Here is a 20,307-nt window from a genome sequence, read left to right as displayed (position 1 = left end):
TTGAAATCTTTACTTTTGGCAGAGGCTTTCTGACTCGGATTTCACGTAGCAGCGTGCAAAAAAGGCGTTTTCACCGGTCAATGGCTATGCAGTTTGGGCAGACCGACTTTTTCAACAGAATCGGCCGATTACTGCCGGTGGAGACGGGTAGCAATCGACCATTGCAGCCGGTCAGCACCGGCAGAAATCGGCCAGAAGCTGCCTGTCATGCTGACCGCTTGTTGTTGACCGAGATAGGCATTGACGTAAAATCGCCACCCCCAAAAAATCAGCTTGCATAGCGAGAAGGAGCTTCGATGCAACGGGTGATGATTGTTGGTCAACCTGGGTCAGGCAAGAGCACTCTGGCGCGTGAGCTTGGTCAGTGCACGGGTTTACCAGCTTTTAGGCACCCGAGAAAACCGGCCAGATGCAGCCTCCCTTGTGGCAGGTGAATTGCTGCGTATGCTCTCAGGGCGTCAATTGCCATTGGAACAACACTTGGAAAGCTGTAAAGCGTTGGAAGTCGAGATGGTTGTTTACAACGAGTTTCAAGTTCTATGGAGTCAGGGCGCTTTCCCCCTCGCATGATGCGGGCAGAATCTTAGCCGAGCGAGAGCCATCACAAGCGAGTGAACTGAATACCTGACTGGATCGGGTTCTATTCGCTATGGCTGGTGCCTACCGCCCCGGCGCGGCAATAGGTCTTGCTGCGAAACCGGTGCAATAGTTGTCAGTAGCATTTGTACAACGGTAAGCGGCGAGCGTTGGCGAGTTTAGATAACTCAAGGCAATTTACCGGCTAGCAAACCTACCGGCTCGTGCTCCACGCCAAACGTAGCTGAAGCATCAAGGAAATGGTTCGAGGCGTTACGGGATCGTTCTCGCAGCATAAGCCTAGCCTCGATCTCGAATTGACCTTTCATGAGCCACTTGGTTGTTTTGGCCTTACGTTTGCCCTTCATGATAAATCTCACAAGGTCTAATCGGTCGGAGAGGCTTAAGGAAAACGCATCACCACACGCTGCCGCAAGGTTGTTCATAAGGCAAATGGTTCGGCCACTTGAATCAACATCACCTCAACCGCTCTAGTGCCGGCGATAGTAGAAAGCATCTCTAAGGGATTCTTTCCGGCAAACCGATCTTTTGACTTCGATAGCCATCGTCTGGCTTTAGTTTCGTCCCCGAAAATTACCTCTGTCAGGGCCATGATGTGCACATATCTGAACAGCTGATCGCTCTCACTTAGTGTAAGCCGTTGATTACGGGCTATTCTGATCCTCGAGGCGCGACGCGCCATGATCTTGTTGGGCTCGGACGCTCTCAGCTCGTAACGGTCGCAGAGCTCTTTAAGCCTGAAACGCGGAAAGCCGGATTCGATCATTTTATGGATGTCTTGATCAGACGCCTCACAGGGTATTCCGAGTAGGTTTTCTAGCCTGATCCGATAGGAGCGGTATCCATCCCCGCGCATGGCTTCAGCAAACATAGCCCACCTCCCATCCAGTACGTTCCGCGGATTAGAATGTGGCAAATTTCGAGTCGTGTGAAGCCTAATGCATTAGATCCCTCGAAATTGCACTGTTTCCTAGGTGACGCTCCCCGTAGAGTTGTAGGTTTGGTGTGCTCTAAGTACTGGGACACGACATGGCGCACCTGGAGATCGACCGGGAAGATTTGCCTGAGACGATGCAGCTACTGCGTATTGAGTTGCCAGATGTTGCCAGCCAGGCCTAGTCTCCGTAAAGGCTGGCAGTCAGACACAGGTCAAACCAGAGCCGTGGGCAATTCCTTCCTGGACGAATACGCGTGGCTCTTGCTTCCCGTGCCCAGCGCGATTATGCCGTTGACCCATAACTTTCTTTTCAACCCCCGGCATCCTGATGCCAAGTCGGCCACTGTAACCCTCGTCCACTTCGAGCCTGACCCGCAGCTTTTTTGATCAGCATAATTTTTGAATGTCCAGCATTCGGACGGCCTCGATGGATCTGGAGCCCGGCGGCATCTCCGATGCCACCGCCAATTCCACTAGGTTAACAGCGATTTTATTTTGAATGCACAGAGTTTCAGAACAAGTGAAAACCCATGGGTAGGACAAGCCCGCCCCGCCGAGAGTCACGCCCGGACTGATCGGTGGCTGCACATTTGGATCATTAAGTTGTCAGTTACGGTCATTGAGCAGCCGCAGCCGCGCTCTTACGCTGTGGGCCATGACAGACGCGAGCCGCAGAGCTTGCGCTTTATTCCCGTGATCGCCCGTTGTGGAGTTACCGATGACCGCCTCTCATTACCCGCACCTGCTGGCCCCGCTGGACCTGGGTTTCACCACGTTGCGCAACCGCACCCTGATGGGGTCGATGCACACCGGCCTGGAAGAGAAACCCGGTGGCTTCGAACGCATGGCGGCGTATTTTGCCGAGCGCGCCCGGGGCGGCGTGGGCCTGATGGTTACCGGTGGGATCGGGCCGAACGACGAGGGCGGTGTCTACTCCGGCGCGGCCAAGCTGACCACCGAGGAAGAGGCGCTCAAGCACCAGATCGTGACCCGGGCCGTGCATGAGGCCGGCGGCAAGATCTGCATGCAGATTCTTCACGCCGGGCGCTACGCCTATAGCCCCAAGCAGGTGGCACCGAGCGCGATCCAGGCGCCGATCAACCCGTTCAAGCCCAAGGAGCTGGACGAGGAAGGCATCGAGAAACAGATCAGCGATTTCGTTACCTGCTCGGTACTGGCCCAGAAGGCCGAATACGACGGCGTCGAGATCATGGGCTCGGAAGGTTATTTCATTAACCAGTTCCTGGCGGCCCACACCAACCACCGCACCGACCGTTGGGGCGGCAGCTATGAAAACCGCATGCGCCTGCCAGTGGAAATCGTCCGTCGGGTGCGTGAAGCGGTCGGCCCGAATTTCATCATCATTTTTCGCCTGTCGATGCTCGATCTGGTGGAAGGCGGCAGCACCTGGGACGAAATCGTCCTGTTGGCCAAGGCCATCGAGCAGGCCGGCGCGACGATCATCAACACCGGTATCGGTTGGCACGAAGCACGGATTCCCACCATCGCCACCAAGGTTCCGCGCGCCGCGTTCAGCAAGGTCACGGCCAAGCTGCGTGGCTCGGTGAGCATCCCGCTGATCACCACCAACCGCATCAACACCCCGGAAGTCGCCGAGCAGATCCTGGCCGAAGGCGATGCCGACATGGTCTCCATGGCGCGGCCGTTCCTGGCCGATCCGGAGTTCGTCAACAAGGCTGCTGCCGGTCGCAGCGATGAAATCAATACCTGCATCGGCTGCAACCAGGCGTGCCTGGACCACACCTTTGGCGGCAAACTCACCAGTTGCCTGGTGAATCCGCGGGCCTGCCACGAAACCGAGCTGAACTACTTGCCTGTTACCCAGGTGAAGAAAATCGCCGTGGTCGGCGCTGGCCCGGCCGGGTTGTCCGCGGCCACGGTGGCGGCCGAGCGTGGGCACCAGGTCACGCTGTTCGATTCGGCCAGTGAAATCGGTGGGCAATTCAACGTCGCCAAGCGCGTGCCGGGCAAGGAAGAGTTCTTCGAAACCCTGCGCTACTTCAAGCGCAAATTGCAGACCAGCCATGTCGAGCTGTGCCTCGACACCCGAGTGGATGTGGCGCAATTGGTGGCCGGCGGTTACGACGAGATCATCCTTGCCACCGGCATCGCCCCACGGGTACCGGCGATCCCCGGGGTGGAGCATGCCAAGGTCTTGAGCTACCTGGACGTGATCCTCGAACGCAAGCCGGTGGGGCGCAGTGTCGCGGTGATCGGTGCCGGCGGTATTGGCTTCGACGTGTCGGAATTCCTGGTTCACCAGGGCGTCGCCACCAGCCAGGACCGTGAGGCGTTCTGGAAGGAATGGGGGATCGACACCCACCTCGAAGCACGCGGCGGCGTCGCCGGGATCAAGGCCGAACCCCATGCCCCGGCGCGCCAGGTGTTCCTGCTGCAGCGCAAGAAGTCCAAGGTCGGTGACGGCCTGGGCAAGACCACCGGCTGGATTCACCGCACGGGCCTGAAGAACAAGCAGGTGCAGATGCTCAACAGCGTCGAGTACTTGAAGATCGACGACGACGGCCTGCACATTCGCATCGGCGAAACCGGCGAGCCGCAAGTGCTGGCGGTGGACAACATCGTGATCTGCGCCGGCCAGGATCCGCTGCGTGAGTTGCAGGAAGGCCTGGAAGCGGCGGGGCAGACCGTTCACCTCATCGGCGGTGCCGATGTGGCGGCTGAGCTGGATGCCAAGCGGGCGATCAACCAGGGCTCGCGGTTGGCGGCGCAGTTGTAAGGCATACGTCCTGTAGACACCCTGGCCCCCTGTGGGAGCGAGCCTGCTCGCGATGGCGGTTAGTCAGTTTTAGAAGTGCTGGCTGACCCACCGCTATCGCGAGCAGGCTCGCTCCCACAGGTTCTTTCGATGTCCGGTCCTTCGTGACCAGCTGTTAAGATGCCGACCTATTTCCACCCGACCTGCCGCCATGCTGCTTCCCGCCCTCGACTGGCATCCCCAACCCCGACTCGAACCCCTTCACTTGGACTGGCTCGCCCGTGCCGGTGTCGAGGTGGCGGTGTTGCGCCTGGATTGGATCGATCCGCTGATCAGCGGCAACAAGTGGTTCAAACTGATCCATCATTTGCGCGCGGCCCAGGAGGCCGGTGCCGAAGGTGTCATGAGCCTGGGTGGGGCCTATTCCAATCATTTGCATGCGCTGGCGGCGGCCGGCAAGCGCTTCGGGTTTCCCACGGCCGGGCTGCTGCGCGGTCACCCCCAGGACACGCCGACGGTGCGCGACCTGAAAACGTTTGGCATGAACCTGCACTGGCTGGGTTATGGCGGATATCGAGAGCGGCACGCAGTGGATTTCTGGGAGCCGTGGCAGGCCCGCTATCCACATTTGCACCCGGTGCCCGAGGGCGGTTCGGGATTGCCCGGAGCACAAGGCTGCATGGCCTGGGCGGCCAGTGTCGATCAACAATTGGCGGCGTTGGGGTGGGCGGATTATCACGGCTGGTGGCTGGCCTGCGGCACGGGAACATCGCTGGCCGGGCTGGTGCTGGCCGAAGCGGGCAAGCGAGCGGTCTACGGTGTGCTGGCGGTACCTCCGGACCATGGCGTGGCCCAGCAGGTCGAGCGTATCGTGGGGGAGGCGGGGCTTTGCAATCCGCGTTACGAATTGCTCGACGGCAGCCGTGGTGGTTTCGCCCGGGTCGATGGTGAGCTGACTGCCTTCATCGAAACCACGACGGCCATCGAACTGGAACCGTTGTACACCGGCAAAGCCTTGATGTTACTCAAGGCGCGGGTCGAGGCCGGAGGGTTTGCCCCAGGCACGCGCCTGGTCTTTGTCCACACCGGCGGTCTGCAAGGCCGCCGAGGGTTTGAGTGATGACGATCAGCCGCGTTTGGGCATCATCCGCAACAGCGTGTTGTCCCGTACCACGTAGTGGTGATACAGCCCCGCCAAGGCATGCAGACCAATCAACCAATAGCCGATGGTGCCGCCGAGCACGTGCCAGCCTTCCAGTTGCTTGGCAAAGTCCTTGTCTTGATCGATGAGCAACGGCAAATCGAAACCGTAGAACATCACCTGGTGCCCTTCGGCGCTGGTGATCAGCCAGCCCAGCAGCGGCATGGCGATCATGAATACATACAGCGCCCAGTGCATCAGGCGGGCGAGGAGGGTTTGCCAGGCGGGGGAGGCCGGGGAAATCGCCGGTGCCTTGCCCCTGCTGCGGGCGAACAGGCGCAGCCAGACCAGCAGGAACACGGTCAGGCCAAGCATGAAATGCGCTTCCTTGATCAGGGTCCGGCCGTCACTGCCCTTGGGGAAAATCCCCCGAAACTCAATGCAGGCATAAACCACGGCCAGCAGCACCAGCATCAGCCAGTGCAAGGTCACCGTGACGGTGCTGTAGCGGCTTTCCGAATTTTTCCAGGGCATCGCGGGTATCTCCAACAGTCAGGGGTAGAGCACCGTCTAGAGCGGCGTTGTGCCTTCACTGTAAGCCCGTTTCGCTGGGTTTACTTGAGCCAGATCAGGTGTGCGGCAAGAAGCCGCACGCAGGCTCAGGGCGTGAAATTGGGCGGGTTCAGCAGCCAGTCCAACAGCAGTCCGGCATCAGGGTTGCCACGGGACGGTTTCGGTGGGGCGGCGGCCTGTCCTGCGCCGGTATCGACAGCCCCTGGGCACAGCACTGGCCGGTCGGGGTCGCCATCGAGAAAACTCACCAGCACTTCGCTGCCGGCCATCAGCAAGGGGCTGTTGTTCAGCGTCAGTCGCGACACGGGCAGCGTGATGCCTTCCTGGTCCGGCGCCCAGAGGCTGACGCTGATGTGCCCGCGCTCATCGGACTGGGCGGGTTGGCCGGCATGGCCGAGTACATGGGCCAGGTGATACCCGGGGATGCAAGGCTTGGGGTGCTTGAGGGCCGGCCTGAACACGGTGGCCCAGGGAATGGCGGTGAATCGGTTGTGGTAGTCACGGGCCGACGATGTGGCGGGCAGGTCAGGTTCAAGAATCGAAAACTGCCGGCCGCGGTGCTGGACCTCGGTGATCAGCCATTGATCGTTGAACATGGAAACCGAGTGGTCGCAGATCTGCACGATGCCGCCGCCGCGCAGGGTTGGTTGGTCACTGTGGCCATGGATTTCCCGTTGCCGACAGCGTAACCGTTCAAGGTGGCGGCGACCGGTCTGGTTACGATGTGTCAAGGCCGGGTCGCCGTGCATGGTTTTATGATCGATCGGCTCAAGGGTCTGATTCGCCGCCGAGGCCTCGGTTTCGGTCGTTGCGCGATCGCTGAATGCGACGGGCAAGCCAGGCAGCATCCCGTGGTGACGCAAATACAAGCGCTTGAGGGCCGGTACCGAGTTGTCGTTCGGGCGCAGGGGCAGCTCAATGGGGCGCGAGGGAAAACTCTTCGGGTCTTCGGCAAATACCAGGACGTGACCCTTGGGGGCGTGTTCGAAGTGGTAATGGATGCCTTCTTCTTCACACAGCCGTTGCAGGAGGGTCAGGTCGCTTTCGTCGTACTGGATGCAGAATGGGCGGCACGGATACTGTCCGTGGGGCAGCTCGAAACGGTAACTGTCGGCAGGCAGGCCGTTGTCTTCCAGCAGGCGTCGCAGTACCTGCACCACGCTGAGCCGATGGAAAATCTGGCGCCGTGGGCCTTGTTCCAATTGCTGCAGGTAGGGGACCAGGGTCAAGCGATAACCGATGCGCCGCGGTGCCAGGGCACTCAGGCTGACGCTGTGGACAATCCCATGGATGCCTGATTCGCCGTCCAGGCGCAGGAAGGCCGGGTGCCCCAATAGCAGGTCGGGCTGCAACGCTGGGGCCAGGCCGATCAATTCGAGGTCGAAACGGTATGGCTGGTTGAGGGCTTCGCGGCCATTGAAGCGCAAGACTTGCAGCTGCAAGTCGCTTTGCGTGAGCGTCAGGCTGAAGGGACTTTCCGTGTCGTTGCGCATCGCGCCTCCTACGGGCAGGGAGAGAGGCGCAGAGGGTACGAAACCACGGAGGGGAATGGTGCTTGTGAGCCGCTATTTCAGAAACGCCCTACAACACGCTGTGAAAATGTCGATCCGGTACGTTGATTTTTTGGTCGATCAGCCGGTTTAGGCCGTATAAACTTGCGCCACAGCGCCGGCCGGCAGATGTCTCGGCGCGTCAGACAAGAGAGTGAGTAATGGGCGCACAGTGGAAGGTTAAACACAAAGAAGCGGCTGCCAACGCCAAGGGCAAGATTTTCGGCAAGCTGGTGAAGGAAATCACCATTGCCGCACGCAACGGCGCTGATACCGCCACCAACGCGCACTTGCGACTGGTGGTCGAACAGGCGAAAAAGGCCTCGATGCCCCGCGAGACCTTGGAACGCGCGATCAAGAAAGGGTCTGGCCAGCTCGGTGAAACCGTGCAATACCACCGCGTCACCTACGAAGGGTTCGCGCCGCACCAGGTGCCGCTGATCGTTGAATGCGTGACCGATAACATCAACCGTACCGTGGCCGAAATTCGTGTCGCCTTCCGCAAGGGCCAGCTGGGCGCCTCGGGTTCGGTGGCGTGGGACTTCAACCATGTCGGTATGATCGAAGCCGCGCCGGACAGCCCCGACGCCGATCCGGAAATGGCCGCCATCGAGGCCGGTGCCCAGGATTTCGAGCCGGGTGAAGACGGCGCGACGTTGTTCATCACCGACCCTGCCGACCTCGATGCGGTACAGAAGGCCTTGCCGGAGCAGGGCTTCACCGTGTTGTCGGCCAAGCTGGGCTACCAGCCGAAGAACCCGGTCAGCGGCTTGACCGATGAGCAGATGGCCGAAGTCGAAGCCTTCCTCGAGGGCCTCGACAATCACGATGACGTGCAGGACATGTTTGTCGGGTTGGCGGGGTAAGCAGTACACCCTGTGGCAAGGGGGGTATTCCTGGGGGCCGCTCATTCTGTGGGAGCAAGGCTTGCCCGCGATGAAAACAACGCGGTCTCTGAGAAAACGAGGTGTCCGCATCGCGGGCAAGCCTTGCTCCCACAGATAAATCCCCTCGCCACAATAGGTGGTGTGTTTGTTAGTTTGGGGGGCTGGTCCAGTCGATGTGTTTGAACTCGCTCAGCAACCGTTCAATCTCATCGAACCCCGGCCGTGCCAGCACCTCTGGCTGACAGCAGCGCACCTGCAAATCCTGCAGCCTTGCAAGATCCTGTGCACCGAGCCCCGGCTCGATCCGCGTCAGCAATTCCTCCAGCAAAATCCCGAAGGCCCGCACCTCGATGCGTTGCAGTGCACGGGTTTGCAGGTTATCCGTGGTGGCGTGGAACGACGCCGCGCCAAAATCGCCCAGCAGGCAATCGCCCTGGTCATTGCACAGAATATTGTGTCCGTAGAGATCGCCGTGGGTGATGCCTTGGCGGTGCAGGTGCGCCGCCACCGAGGCGATGCCGTGAGCGATGCGCAACGCCACTGGGGCGCTCAGGCGCAGTTCATCGGCATACACGTCGCGGCTGCATGACGCCAGGCTCGGCAGCTCGGCGAGGTTGCGGTAGCTGGGCTCGATCAGCGCCATGACGAGACCGGCCTGTTGCTCGGGGTGCCCAGCGACCTGGCCCAACACGTCGATCAGGTTCGGGTGTCGACCGGCCGTGATGCAGGCATGCATTTCATGCAGGGGCGAGCCGTCGCTGGTCATCTGGCCTTTGTACAGCTTCACGGCGACGTTTCGTGCCACCTGGCCGGGGGCTTGCCAGAGCGCCTGGTGAATCACCCCGGATGCGCCTTCACCCAACGACTGTTGCAGCGCCAGTTGCGACCAGTCGATAGGCACAGTGGTATTCAGGGCCGCCGCTTCTGCCTGGGCTTCCAGCGGGTTACCGGCGTAGGCCAGCCAACTGAGGCTCGGTAGCTCCAACAACCATTGCGGCAGTTCGGTCAGTTGGTTGGCGGCGATGCGCAACAGTTCCAGGCGATGACACTGGCCCAGGCTCGCCGGCAACTGCTGCAAACGGTTACCGGCCAGCATCAGTTTTTGCAGATAGGGGCGTTGGCCCAGTTCATCTGGCAATTGGCTGACGCAGTTGTCGGTCAGGATCAGCCAGCGCAGCTGCGGTGGCAGCGCGGCGCCCGTGACGCGGGCGATGCGGTTGGCCTTGAAGCCGACCATGGTCAACGCGCTGCAACGGCCCAGGCATTCCGGCAGTTCGGTGAAGCGGTTGTCGGAACAGAACAGCACGCGCAGGTGGGGTAGCCGATACAGGTCGTCGGGCAGTGTGTCCAACTGATTGCCGCTGAGGTTGAGGATCTCGAGGGAATCGGCCAAGCCGAAGATTTCCCGGGGAAACTCCGTCAAGCCGCAGGCCAGGTCCAGCCGGGTAATGCCTGAGAGCTGGCCGGCGCGTAGTTGGTCGAGGGTGTGCATGGGAGGGTTCGCTGTTGATCAAGGGGCGGGCATAAATACTGAAACCAGCACAGGACCTGTGGCGAGGGAGCTTGCGCCCGCTGGGCTGCATCGCAGCCCCAAAAGCGGCCATGCAATCAGGCTGACACACCTTGGTGTCAGGCTTGGGGTCTGCTTCGCAGCCCAGCGGGAGCAAGCTCCCTCGCCACAGGTGATCAGCCTGGTTTGTGAATTGGCCGCATGATAACTGCAAAGCGCGCTCTAGCGCTCGATACTGCGGTTCCAGCGGGCGTTCCAGGCCGGGCGTTGTTCGTTGACCTGGTCCCAATCCACGGCAATCGCTGTTTCCAGGTATCGCTTCATCGCCTCTACCTGGCCACGGGTCTTGTCGGTGGTCGGGGTGTTGGGGTTGGACGGAATCTGGTCGCCTTCTTCCAGGGCGATGGCCTGGGCTTGCGGGGTCAGCAGGAACTCAGCAAGCTTTTGCGCCAGTTCCGGCTGGGTGTTTTGCGCGATGGCGCATTCGGCGACGTTGAGGACCACGGCGCCTTCCTTCGGCTGGGCATATTCCACCGGCATGCCCTTGAGTTTCAACGCGGTCACCTGGGTCGGTGTCAGGGGGAACAGCGCGGCTTCGTCGGTCTGCAACATTTCGGATATCTTCGCCGAGCTTGGGATGTACTCCAGCACGTTGCGCCCCACCGTGTTCGGCCATGCCTTGAAGCCCGGCTCGACGTCGGTTTCGCTACCGCCCTGGATCCGGTTGAACATCAAAAAGCCGTGCAGGCCGAAGGTAGACGAGGCCATCGACTGGAACACCACTTTGTCCTTGAAGCGCGGATCGGCGAGGTCCATCCAGGAGGTGGGCGTATTCCAGCCTTTTTCCTTGAACAGCCGGGTGTTGTAGGCCAGCCCCGTCACGCCGAGGCTGACGGCCACGGCCTGATCCTTGATGCGTCCCTTGGCCGGGATCTGCGCCAGGGTAGGGCTGTCCTCGAGTTTGTCGCACAGCCCCATGGCGATGGCGCGGTACATGATGCCGTCATCGAGGAACATCACGTGCATCTGTGGGTTGCCCTTGCTGGCCTGGACTTTCGCCAGGATGTCGGCGGAGGTGCCGGGCACGATGACCACTTTGACGTTGTTGGCTTTTTCGAAAGCCGGCAAGACTTTATCGGCGTAGAGCCGCTCCATGGTGCCGCCGTTCATGCCCAGGTAAAGCGTCGGCTCTGCCAACGCCTGGGTGACCGGGAGCAGGGCGCCCAGGCAAGCGGAACCCAGCGAGCAGAAACCGAACAGTGCACTGCGTTTGACGTTATTCATTGGCGCGACCTTCCTCTATCAAGCAACGGAGATGGAGTGGAACCGGGTGATGGAAAACGCATCCAGCGGCGTGGACGAAGCCCCGCTGCAGATGATCTCGGTGAGCGCCTGGCCCACCGCCGGGCCGATCTGGAAGCCCGCGCCGGCAAAACCGAACGCGTGCAACAGACCGGGCTGGGTGCCGCTGTGGCCGATCACCGGCTGGCGATCGGGCAGGTAACCTTCGGTGCCGCTCCAGGTACGAATTGCCTGGGCGCCCTCCAAAAACGGGTAGAGCTCGACGGCCTGGCGCAGGATGTCCAGCACGGCGTTTTGGCCGGGTCGGGCGCGTGCAGCGTCCAAGGCAAAACCTTGGCCGCCGCCCAGAACGCAATTGCCGCGCGAGACTTGGCGGGCATAGATACCGCCGCCCTCGACGCCAGTGCTGGCGTCCATGATCAAGGGCAAGGGTTCGGTGACCAGCATCGCCGGGTGTCCGGCATGCATCGGCACCGCTTCGCCGAACTGTGCGGCGAACTGGCTGGCCCAGGCACCGGCGCAGTTCAGCAGCCAGGGCGCGCGGACTGTCAGGCCTGTTGCGGTGCGTACGATAAAGCGCTGGCCGTCGTGCTCAACGTGGCTGACGGCGCATTGTTCGTGGACTTGCGCCCCCAGTCGGCGAGCGGCCTGGGCAAAGGCTGGCGATACCAGGCGCGGATTGGCATGGCCGTCTTCCGGGCACAGCGATGCCCCGACCGCGACGGTGCCGACCCACGGAAAACGCGTGCGAAGGGCCGTGCGATCGAGCAGTTGCAAATCCAGGCCAAAGCCTTGGCTGGCGGCAGCGTAGTCGTGCAGCGCTTGCAGGTCTGCGGTACTGCGGGCCAGCTTCAAGTGGCCGCTGCGCTGGTACTCGCCGTCGATGCCGATCAACTGGGGCAACTGGCGCCAGATTTCATGGGCCCGTTGCGACAAGGGCAGTTGCGACAACGGTCGGCCCTGGCGGCGTACACCGCCGTAGTTCACGCCGCTGGAGTGCGAGCCGCAGAAGTCGCGCTCCAGCAGCGCCACCCGGCGTCCGGCCTGGCTCAGGAACAACGCCGCCGAGGCGCCGACGATGCCGCCGCCAATGATCACCGCATCCACTTCGATCATGGCTCGACCTCCAGGCCGAACGGCACGGGTTTGATCGGCGCCTGGGCCCGCAAGCGGCCGATGCTGGCCACGGTGCGGCCACTTTCGCAGGCAATGATTTCCGCAGCCGCGCTGCCGCACATCCGTCCCTGGCAGCGGCCCATGCCGACCCGGCAATGGGCCTTGACCCGATTGATCTCCCAGTGGCCTTCGTTCACCACGCGGCGGATGTCGCCAGCGCTGACTTCTTCGCAGCGGCAGATCATCAGTTGATCGGGGGCGTCGGCAGCCCAGTGTTCAGGAAAGGCAAATGCACGCTCCAGGCCTTCGCGGAACCGGCCGATGCGTCCGAGGGTTTGTTCCAGTTGCGTGCAACGCTGCGGGTCGGTGGTGTAGCCGAGGTCTTCGAGCAAGGCCAGGGCCGCCCGTTCACCGGCCATTTCCGCTGCGTCGGCGCCCATGATGCCGGCGCCGTCACCGGCCAGATAAATCCCCGGCACGCTGCTGCGCCCGGCGCGGTCCCGTTGGGGCAGCCAGGCGCGGTTGAGGTCGTTCCAGGCGAACGCGCAGCCCAGCAGGTCGGCCAGTTGGGTTTCGCTGCGCAGACCGTGGGCGAAGGCCACCGCGTCACAATCGAGTGAGTGTTCGCCGCTTGCAGTGCGCCATGTCAGCGACTGCACCCGGCGTTCTCCTTCGCTACGCGCCAGGCTCGCACCTTGATGCACGGCGATGCCCTGGGCGGTCAGCCAGGCGCGATAATACAGGCCTTTGGCGAGGGTGGTCGGTTGTACCAGCAGGTCGGGCAGGGCGCGGACCTGGGCGCTAAAAGGTGAGCTGTCGAGGACCGCGACCACCTTGGCGCCGGCTCGGGCGTATTGATAGGCCACCAGGTACAACAACGGGCCGCTGCCGGCGAACACCACCCGTTCGCCGATGGCGCAACCCTGGAACTTCAGGGCAATCTGCGCCGCGCCCAGGCTGTAGACCCCCGGCAAGGTCCACCCCGGCACGGGCAGGATTCGGTCGGTGGCACCGGTGGCGACGATCACACCAGTGTACTCGAGACGGTCGGCGCGGCCTTCGTGCAAGGTATCGAGCAGGCCGGCCTCGGCGTTCCACACCAGGGTATCGGGACGGTAATCGAGCTGTCCGCGCAACGCGTCGAGGGTCTGGTGGATGGCGTTGGCCTTGTGTGCTTCGAAGCCATAGAGCTTGCCCGGCGGGCGCTTGAAATTGGCCGGTTGGCGCCGATAGATCTGCCCGCCACCGCGGGCGGCTTCGTCCAGCAGCACGGGGTACAGGCCGTGGGCGACCAGGGTCTGCGCGGCACGAATACCGGCCGGGCCGGCGCCGATGATGGCTATGGGTTTCATCGCCGCCTCACTGGCTGGGCCGGGGGATTTGTGGCGCTGTCGAAGCCGCCATCGCGAGCAGGCTCGCTCCCACATTGGATGTGGGGCGGCCGTGGGTTTTGTGGATGCCGCAGTTCCTCTGTGGGCTTGCTCGCGAAGACGGCGGCACATCCAACGATGGTTTCAGCAGGCAGACCGCTTTCGCGAGCAAGCCCGCTCCCACATGGGATTGGTTGTGGACTTGGGTTTTGAGAGCGCCGCAGTTCCTCTGTGGGAGCGAGCTTGCTCGCGAAGACGGCGGCACATCCAACGACGGTTTCAGCACGCAGACCGCTTTCGCGAGCAAGCCCGCTCCCACATGGGATTGGTTGTGGACTTGGGTTTTGAGAGCGCCGCAGTTCCCCTGTGGGAGCGGGCTTGCTCGCGAAGACGGCGGCACATCCAACGATGGTTTCAGCAGGCAGACCGCTTTCGCGAGCAAGCCCGCTCCCACATGGGATTGGTTGTGGACTTGGGTTTTGAGAGCGCCGCAGTTCCTCTGTGGGAGCGGGCTTGCTCGCGAAAACGGCGGCACATCCAACGATGGTTTCAGCAGGCAGACCGCTTTCGCGAGCAAGCCCGCTCCCACATGGGATTGGTTGTGGACTTGGGTTTTGTGAGCGCCGCAGTTCCCCTGTGGGAGCGGGCTTGCTCGCGAAGACGGCGGCACATCCAACGATGGTTTCAGCAGGCAGACCGCTTTCGCGAGCAAGCCCGCCCCCACATGGGATTGGTTGTGGACTTGGGTTTTGAGAGCGCCGCAGGCCCCCTGTGGGAGCGAGCCTGCTCGCGATGAGGCCATGCCAGTCGACACTGTTCATACCTGGCGCCCCGGTTCGCGGCTGATGTGCTGTCCGGCTTCGAGCAGGGTCGAGCAGGCGCGCACGCGGCGGCCGTCGCCCAGGCGCACCCAGCAATCCTGGCAGGCGCCCATCAGGCAGAAACCGGCCCGGGGTTCGGCGCTGAAGTCACTGCCGCGCAAGTGTTCGCTGCAGGTCAGCACGGCGGTCAGCAGTGTGTCGCCCAGCAGGCCGGTGGCAGGCTGGCCGTCGAGGGTAAAGTCCAGGGCCGGGCGGTCGCCTTCGGCCAGTCGTTTCAGCAGTGCCATGACACCCTCATTGTTTGCCTACCAGGACCCGATCCAGGCCATAAACCCGGTCGAGCAGAATCATGGTCAGCGCGGTGAGCCCGATGACCAGCGCCGACACCGCCGCCATCATCGGGTCGATGGATTCGGTGGCGTACACGTACATGCGCACCGGCAAGGTTTGCGTGGCCGGCGAGGTGACGAAAATCGACAGTGTGACCTCATCGAAACTGTTGATGAACGCCAGCAGCCAGCCCCCGGCCACTCCCGGCAGGATCATTGGCAAGGTGATTTGCCGGAACAGCGTGAAGCGCCCGGCGCCCAGCGATTGCGCCGCCTGTTCGGCGCTGCGGTCCAGGCCGATGGCCGAGGCCAGCACCAGGCGCAGCACATACGGCGTGATCACCAGCACATGGGCGAAGATCAGCCAGGCGAAGCTGCCGTTCACGCCCATCAGCGCAAACAAACGCAGCAGCGCCACCCCGAGCACCAGGTGCGGAATGATGATCGGCGACAGGAACAGTCCGTTGAAGAAGTCCCGCCCCGGAAACTCGAGCCGGGTGATCGCCAGGGCTGCCGGCACCGCGACCAACGTCGCCAGCGAGGCTGCGCAGAACGCCAGCACCAGGCTGTTGTAGAACGCGTCGACAAAATCCGCCCGCTCGAACACCGCGCGAAACCAACGCAGGGAAAACTCGCTGGTCGGCAGGCTCAGGGTATTTTCCGGGGTGAAGGCGACGAGGCAGACCACCACCAGCGGTGCGAGCATGAAGACCACCACCAGGGCGTGGAACAGCAGCGCGAAAGGACCGTTTCTAGACATGACCCATTACCCCAATGACTTCTTGTAGCGGCCTTCGATCATCCGGTTCCACGACAGCATGATCAGCAGGTTGAGCAGCAGCAGCGCGACGGCAATGGCCGCGCCCATCGGCCAGTTCAGCTCCGACAGGTACTGGTCGTAGATCAACGTGGCGACCATCTTCAAGCGCCGTCCGCCGAGCAGGCCGGGAATCGCGAAGGAACTGGCGGCGAGGCCGAACACAATCAGCGTGCCGGACAGCACGCCGGGCATGATCTGGGGCAGCACCACTTTGCGGATCACCGTGAACTGGCTCGCCCCCAGGGACAGCGCGGCCTGCTCGGCGGCCGGGTCGAGTTTCTGCAGCGAGGTCCAGACCGGAATGATCATGAACGGCAACATCACATGGACCAGGGCGATGACCACGGCGAATGGCGTATAGAGCAGCTTCATCGGCGCCCCGCCGAAGGCTTGCAGGGCCTGGTTGACCAGGCCGTCGGCACCGAGCAAGAGGCTCCAGCCGAACGCCCGCACCACCACGGAAATCAGCAACGGCGTGAGGATCAGGATCAGGAAAATCGAGCGCCACGGTGCGCCCATGCGGCTGAGAATGTACGCCTCGGGCACGCCGATCAGCACGCACAGGAGGGTGGTCAGGGCACTGATCCAGAACGTGCGCAAAAAGATCTCGTAGAAGTACGGATCGCCCAACAGACTGGTGTAGTGCTCGAAGGTGTAGGCGTCGCCGTTGATGCCCGAGCTGTAGTCGAAGACGTTGAACGATAGGATCACGGTCAGGCCCAGGGGAATGACCAGCAAGCCGAGGTACAAAGCCAGGGCCGGCGCGGACATCAGATAGCCTTGTCGGCCGCGACGCATCGCATCGATCAGCTTCATGCCGGCACCTCGTCCGCGCTCAGTACCCGCAGCAGTGCCGGATCCCAATCCAGGCCCACCGCCGTACCTTCGGCCAGGGGCGCGGAACCGTCGTTGCGGCGCACCACGCAGAGTTCACCCAGGCTGGTCGAAACGCCGTACAGCCATTGGCTGCCAAGGAAGAAGCGGCTCACGAGGGTGCCTTGCAATCGCCCAGAACCGGCGTCGCACAGGTCGATTTTTTCCGGGCGCAGGCTTAGCGTCAGCTCGCCATTGCCCTGGCTGCAGGCTTGAACGACGCCCGCACTGTCTCGCGTGCCGGGCAGCAGGTTGGCTTTGCCGACGAAGCCTGAAATGAATTCGGTGCGCGGGTGTTCGTAGAGGGTGTACGGCGCGTCGATCTGGGTGATGCGCCCGGCCTGCATCACCACGACCCGGTCACTGATCGACAGGGCCTCGGATTGGTCGTGCGTCACCATCAGCGTGGTGATGCCGACTTCGCGCTGGATGCGGCGGATTTCATACTGCATCTCTTCGCGCAAATTGGCGTCGAGGTTGGACAGCGGCTCGTCGAGCAACAGCACTGGCGGTTCGATCACCAGCGCCCGGGCCAGTGCCACGCGTTGGCGCTGGCCACCCGAGAGTTCGCGTGGGTAACGCTCGGCGTGACGGTCCAGGCGGACCAGTTTCAACACCCGGTCCACCCGTTGTTGCAACTCGGCGTTGGCCACTTTGCGCATGCGCAGGCCGAAGGCGACATTGTCCTTGACGGTCATGTGGGGAAACAGCGCGTAGCTTTGGAACACCACGCCCAGGCCACGGCTGGCCGGCTTGGCATGGGTGATGTCGCGACCGTCCAGCAGGATGCGCCCGCTGCTGGCTTCGACGAAGCCGGCGATCATCTGCAAGGTCGTGGTCTTGCCGCAGCCGGAAGGTCCCAGTAGCGAGACGAACTCGCCTTTTTCCACCGACAGATGGGTGGCGACCACGGCGTCGATGTCGCCGTAACGTTTGCCAAGCCCTTCAAGTTGCAAAAAAGCCATCGCTGCGCTCCACCTGGGATTGTTATGCGTCGCCGCAAGGGCGCGCTTTTTTGTATGGGCAGATACGAAAGGGTGCTGCTGGGGTGCGTTGGCGCTCGACCTCGAGTCGGCTGCCGCTGTTGTTCGAATCGCCCCTGTCTGGACGAAGAGTAGGACGAAGAATAGGATGGGCTCAATGGACTATTTCACTGAAGCGAAGACTATTTTCAGTTTCATTCGGTGAGTAAATTTAATAATGAGAAATTAGATGACTGATTCCACTGATCGGAATAGTGAAAAGGGCGAAGTCGGTGTCGGCGCAGTCCCCAGGCTGTTTGCCGTGTTGCGCAGCTTGGGCGACACGGTGGAAGGCGGCGAGCGGGTGACGCAACTGGCCCAGCGCATAGGCCTGTCCCAGCCCACCACGCATCGCTTGCTGCGCAGCCTGATGGACGAGGGCATGGTCGAGCAGGACGCGCGCAGCAAACGCTATCGCCTGAGCTTGGATTTTTTCGCCCTGGCAGCGCGGGCCGGCAACACCGGCAACCTGCGCGAGCTGGTGCGCCCGGCCATGCTGCGGTTGTCGGCGTCCTTGGGGGACTCGCTGTTTTTGCTCGCCCGCAGTGGTTTCGATGCCATCTGCCTGGACCGCAGCGAGGGGCCGTTTCCGATCCGCACGTTCACCGGCGACATCGGTGGTCGCGTGGCGTTGGGCGTGGGGCAGGGCAGCCTGGCGATCCTGGCGTTCCTGCCGGAAGAGGAGCGCGACACAGTGATTCAATACAACTTACCGCGGCTCAAGGATTTCCATTTGTACGACGAAGTTTTCCTGCGCACGGAAGTGGAGAACGTGCGCGCGCTGGGCTACGCCGGACGTAACACGGGTGTATTGCAGGGCATGGCCGGCGTAGCCGTGCCGATTCTCGACCGTGATGGACGGGCCGTGGCTGCCTTGAGCGTGGCCACTGTGAGCGACCGCCTGGGGCCCGATCGTCTGCCGACGGTGGTGGACATGCTCAAGCGCGAAGCCGCCCTGATCGGACCGCGGATCAACCCGTTCGACCCGTTGCTGCGAAGGCCTTCGCAGGTGTTTGGGCAGGGGTGAATACACACTCAAGAGCAGTTGACGTTCCCTGTGGGAGCGAGCCTGCTCGCGATAGCGGTGTGACAGTCGACATCATCTTTAATTGAACTACCGCCATCGCGAGCAGGCTCGCTCCCACATTGGATGTGTGATGGACGTGGATTTTGTGCACGCCGCTGTTTACTTGTGGGAGCGAGCCTGCTCGCGATAGCGGTGTGACAGTCGACATCATCTTTAATTGAACTACCGCCATCGCGAGCAGGCTCGCTCCCACATTGGATGTGTGATGGACGTGGATTTTGTGCACGCCGCTGTTTACTTGTGGGAGCGGGCTTGCTCGCGAAGGCGGTGTATCTGCCGAGGTGATGTCGCCTGACACACCGTCTTCGCGAGCAAGCCCGCTCCCACAGAGATTTCCCATTGGCCAGGGGGCTCAGAAATTCAGGGTCTGCTTCAGCCGCTGCGTCGTCGGCGTATCACTCGGTATGACCATCGCATAGTTGTAGCCGGGCCCGGACCAGTACTCGGCCTGCAGCTCGCCATCGCGGCGACTGCCCCGGGGCAGCAGGAAATTCTTCGGGCCGGGAGGGCGCACGTAGAAGCTGATCTTCTGACCGCTCGGATCCTGATAGACCACCATCGCCGCCGCGCCTTGCTCGGTGCTGAGCAAGCGCCCGCTGACCGGCTTGAACCCGGCGCTGGACAGGTCGGGCAGCCGGTCGGCCTGGGTGAAGTAACGGTCGAGCCAATCTTGCATGTGCTGTTCGTCGCCGCTCTGGTAGTCGGCTGGGAGGATGCCCTGCTGAGCAATCAACCGGTACGCCTGCAGGGCATCGGCCATGGGCGCCGCGGCGCTGAACAGGGTTATCTGCCGCGCCTGCCAGCCACCGAAGCCGCCCACGCTGACGGCCAGCAGCAACACCGCGGCGTTGGCCAGGTGGCGGCGGGAGCGATGTTTCAGGCGCTGGCGAATCATGGCCGGGTCGAGGTCCGGGTTGGATGGCTGTTGCAAGGCCCCGCTCAGGGCCGTGCGCAGGTGCTGCGCGTCCTGTTGCCAGGCGCGGACCCGGGCGGCGACTTCAGGCTGGTTGGCCAGGTAGGTTTCAACCAGACGTTGGTCGGCCTCGCTCAGTTGGCGATCGACGTAGGCGTGCAGGTCGCTGTCGCTGGGGGGCATGCTGATCATTTGAGTATCCGCAGGGTGGGGCGGGTGATTTCGCCATCGCTGAGTTGGCGCAGCGCCTGGCGGGCGCGGGACAGGCGCGACATCACCGTGCCGGTCGGCACGCCGAGGATGTCGGCGACTTGCTGGTAACTCAAGCCTTCCACCGACACCCAGAGCAATAGCGCGCGTTGTTCCGTCGTGAGCTGATCGAAGGCTTGCAGGGACGATTGCGCGATCACGCTGCGCTCGGCCGAAGGGTGGGCATCGTCGCGGCCGGTGAAGAACTCCAGCATGCGTGCATAGCGCCGTGAGCGCCGATGGCCGTCGAGAAACTGCCGATACAGGATCGAAAACAGCCAGGCCCGCAGATCGCCGTCCGGGCGCTTGTCGTTCCATTTGGACAACGCCCGTTCCAGGCACATCTGCACCAGGTCGTCGGCGTTGCTCGGATTGCGCGTCAGCGACACGGCAAAACGCCGTAGCCTGGGGATGAGTTCGCGCAACTGTTCGTCGAGTGCGTTCATGAAAGTGTGGCTTCTGTGGGCAGTCAC

At 62.3% G+C, this 20,307-nt stretch carries 18 protein-coding genes and 1 pseudogene; 6 read left to right on the top strand and 13 right to left on the bottom strand.

What is annotated here, in order from left to right:
• The coding region (locus J3361_RS09810; protein WP_207964194.1) for a hypothetical protein at window positions 1-281 on the top strand (281 nt) is incomplete at its 5' end.
• A gap of 15 nt (window positions 282-296) precedes the next feature.
• A pseudogene (locus J3361_RS29475) lies at window positions 297-380 on the top strand (AAA family ATPase); the annotation flags it as partial.
• A 638-nt stretch (window positions 381-1,018) separates the two neighbouring features.
• Here the strand turns inward: J3361_RS29475 and J3361_RS09805 are convergent.
• On the bottom strand, window positions 1,019-1,468 hold the full coding sequence (locus J3361_RS09805; protein WP_207964186.1) for an antitoxin Xre/MbcA/ParS toxin-binding domain-containing protein: 450 nt from the start codon (window positions 1,466-1,468) through the stop codon (window positions 1,019-1,021).
• Between the two features lie 784 nt (window positions 1,469-2,252).
• Here J3361_RS09805 and J3361_RS09800 point away from each other — a divergent pair.
• Window positions 2,253-4,292: an NADPH-dependent 2,4-dienoyl-CoA reductase gene (locus J3361_RS09800; protein ID WP_207964185.1), complete on the top strand. Its 2,040-nt coding sequence runs from the start codon at window positions 2,253-2,255 to the stop codon at window positions 4,290-4,292.
• Window positions 4,293-4,482: 190 nt separating this feature from the next.
• The gene (locus J3361_RS09795; RefSeq protein ID WP_207964184.1) at window positions 4,483-5,391 is read left to right on the top strand and encodes a pyridoxal-phosphate dependent enzyme; all 909 of its coding nucleotides are present in this window, start codon (window positions 4,483-4,485) and stop codon (window positions 5,389-5,391) included.
• A 6-nt stretch (window positions 5,392-5,397) separates the two neighbouring features.
• Here the strand turns inward: J3361_RS09795 and J3361_RS09790 are convergent, their stop codons facing one another.
• Together J3361_RS09790 and tssI are read right to left on the bottom strand one after the other, a co-directional pair.
• Complete coding sequence (locus J3361_RS09790; RefSeq protein ID WP_207964183.1) at window positions 5,398-5,946, bottom strand: cytochrome b; 549 nt, start codon at window positions 5,944-5,946, stop codon at window positions 5,398-5,400.
• 125 nt (window positions 5,947-6,071) lie between these two features.
• Entirely contained in the window at window positions 6,072-7,478 is a 1,407-nt protein-coding gene (tssI, locus tag J3361_RS09785; RefSeq protein ID WP_207964182.1) for a type VI secretion system tip protein TssI/VgrG, read from the bottom strand.
• Window positions 7,479-7,696: 218 nt separating this feature from the next.
• Between tssI and J3361_RS09780 the strand changes: the two genes are divergently transcribed.
• A complete protein-coding gene (locus J3361_RS09780; protein WP_207964181.1) occupies window positions 7,697-8,401 on the top strand; it encodes a YebC/PmpR family DNA-binding transcriptional regulator in 705 nt (234 codons plus the stop codon).
• A 169-nt stretch (window positions 8,402-8,570) separates the two neighbouring features.
• Here the strand turns inward: J3361_RS09780 and J3361_RS09775 are convergent, their stop codons facing one another.
• The 8 genes from J3361_RS09775 to J3361_RS09740 all read right to left on the bottom strand — a co-directional run bounded on the left by J3361_RS09775 (window position 8,571) and on the right by J3361_RS09740 (window position 17,528).
• Complete coding sequence (locus J3361_RS09775) at window positions 8,571-9,914, bottom strand: leucine-rich repeat-containing protein kinase family protein (protein WP_207964179.1); 1,344 nt, start codon at window positions 9,912-9,914, stop codon at window positions 8,571-8,573.
• 240 nt (window positions 9,915-10,154) lie between these two features.
• Window positions 10,155-11,216 (bottom strand): ABC transporter substrate-binding protein, encoded by a 1,062-nt coding sequence (locus J3361_RS09770; protein WP_207964177.1) that lies wholly within the window; start codon window positions 11,214-11,216, stop codon window positions 10,155-10,157.
• 18 nt (window positions 11,217-11,234) lie between these two features.
• Entirely contained in the window at window positions 11,235-12,350 is a 1,116-nt protein-coding gene (locus J3361_RS09765) for an FAD-dependent oxidoreductase (RefSeq protein ID WP_207964175.1), read from the bottom strand.
• On the bottom strand, window positions 12,347-13,702 hold the full coding sequence (locus J3361_RS09760; protein WP_207964173.1) for an FAD/NAD(P)-binding oxidoreductase: 1,356 nt from the start codon (window positions 13,700-13,702) through the stop codon (window positions 12,347-12,349). The genes J3361_RS09765 and J3361_RS09760 overlap by 4 nt, the downstream gene beginning before the upstream one ends.
• 835 nt (window positions 13,703-14,537) lie before the next feature.
• Window positions 14,538-14,828: a (2Fe-2S)-binding protein gene (locus J3361_RS09755; RefSeq protein ID WP_003199964.1), complete on the bottom strand. Its 291-nt coding sequence runs from the start codon at window positions 14,826-14,828 to the stop codon at window positions 14,538-14,540.
• Between the two features lie 7 nt (window positions 14,829-14,835).
• Window positions 14,836-15,630 (bottom strand): ABC transporter permease, encoded by a 795-nt coding sequence (locus J3361_RS09750; protein ID WP_207964171.1) that lies wholly within the window; start codon window positions 15,628-15,630, stop codon window positions 14,836-14,838.
• 6 nt (window positions 15,631-15,636) lie between these two features.
• Entirely contained in the window at window positions 15,637-16,506 is an 870-nt protein-coding gene (locus tag J3361_RS09745) for an ABC transporter permease (protein ID WP_207964169.1), read from the bottom strand.
• The gene (locus J3361_RS09740) at window positions 16,503-17,528 is read right to left on the bottom strand and encodes an ABC transporter ATP-binding protein (protein ID WP_207964167.1); all 1,026 of its coding nucleotides are present in this window, start codon (window positions 17,526-17,528) and stop codon (window positions 16,503-16,505) included. Before J3361_RS09740 ends, J3361_RS09745 begins: the two co-directional genes overlap by 4 nt.
• 247 nt (window positions 17,529-17,775) lie before the next feature.
• On the opposite strand from J3361_RS09740, the gene J3361_RS09735 reads away from it, so the two are divergent.
• Window positions 17,776-18,612 carry an IclR family transcriptional regulator gene (locus J3361_RS09735; RefSeq protein ID WP_207964165.1) on the top strand — a complete coding sequence of 279 codons (837 nt, stop codon included), beginning with the start codon at window positions 17,776-17,778 and terminating at the stop codon, window positions 18,610-18,612.
• Between the two features lie 412 nt (window positions 18,613-19,024).
• Here J3361_RS09735 and J3361_RS09730 read toward each other — a convergent pair whose 3' ends face one another.
• A complete protein-coding gene (locus J3361_RS09730; protein WP_207964164.1) occupies window positions 19,025-19,777 on the bottom strand; it encodes an anti-sigma factor in 753 nt (250 codons plus the stop codon).
• Window positions 19,774-20,280, bottom strand: a complete 507-nt coding sequence (locus tag J3361_RS09725) for a sigma-70 family RNA polymerase sigma factor (protein ID WP_060738305.1) — start codon at window positions 20,278-20,280, stop codon at window positions 19,774-19,776. Before J3361_RS09725 ends, J3361_RS09730 begins: the two co-directional genes overlap by 4 nt.
• Window positions 20,281-20,307: the final 27 nt, after the last annotated feature.

Source organism: Pseudomonas sp. OA65, from assembly GCF_017498305.1.
Taxonomy (GTDB): Bacteria; Pseudomonadota; Gammaproteobacteria; order Pseudomonadales; family Pseudomonadaceae; genus Aquipseudomonas; species Aquipseudomonas zanjanensis.
Note: the sequence above shows the minus strand (reverse complement) of the source record. Positions and strands in the feature narration are given on the sequence as shown.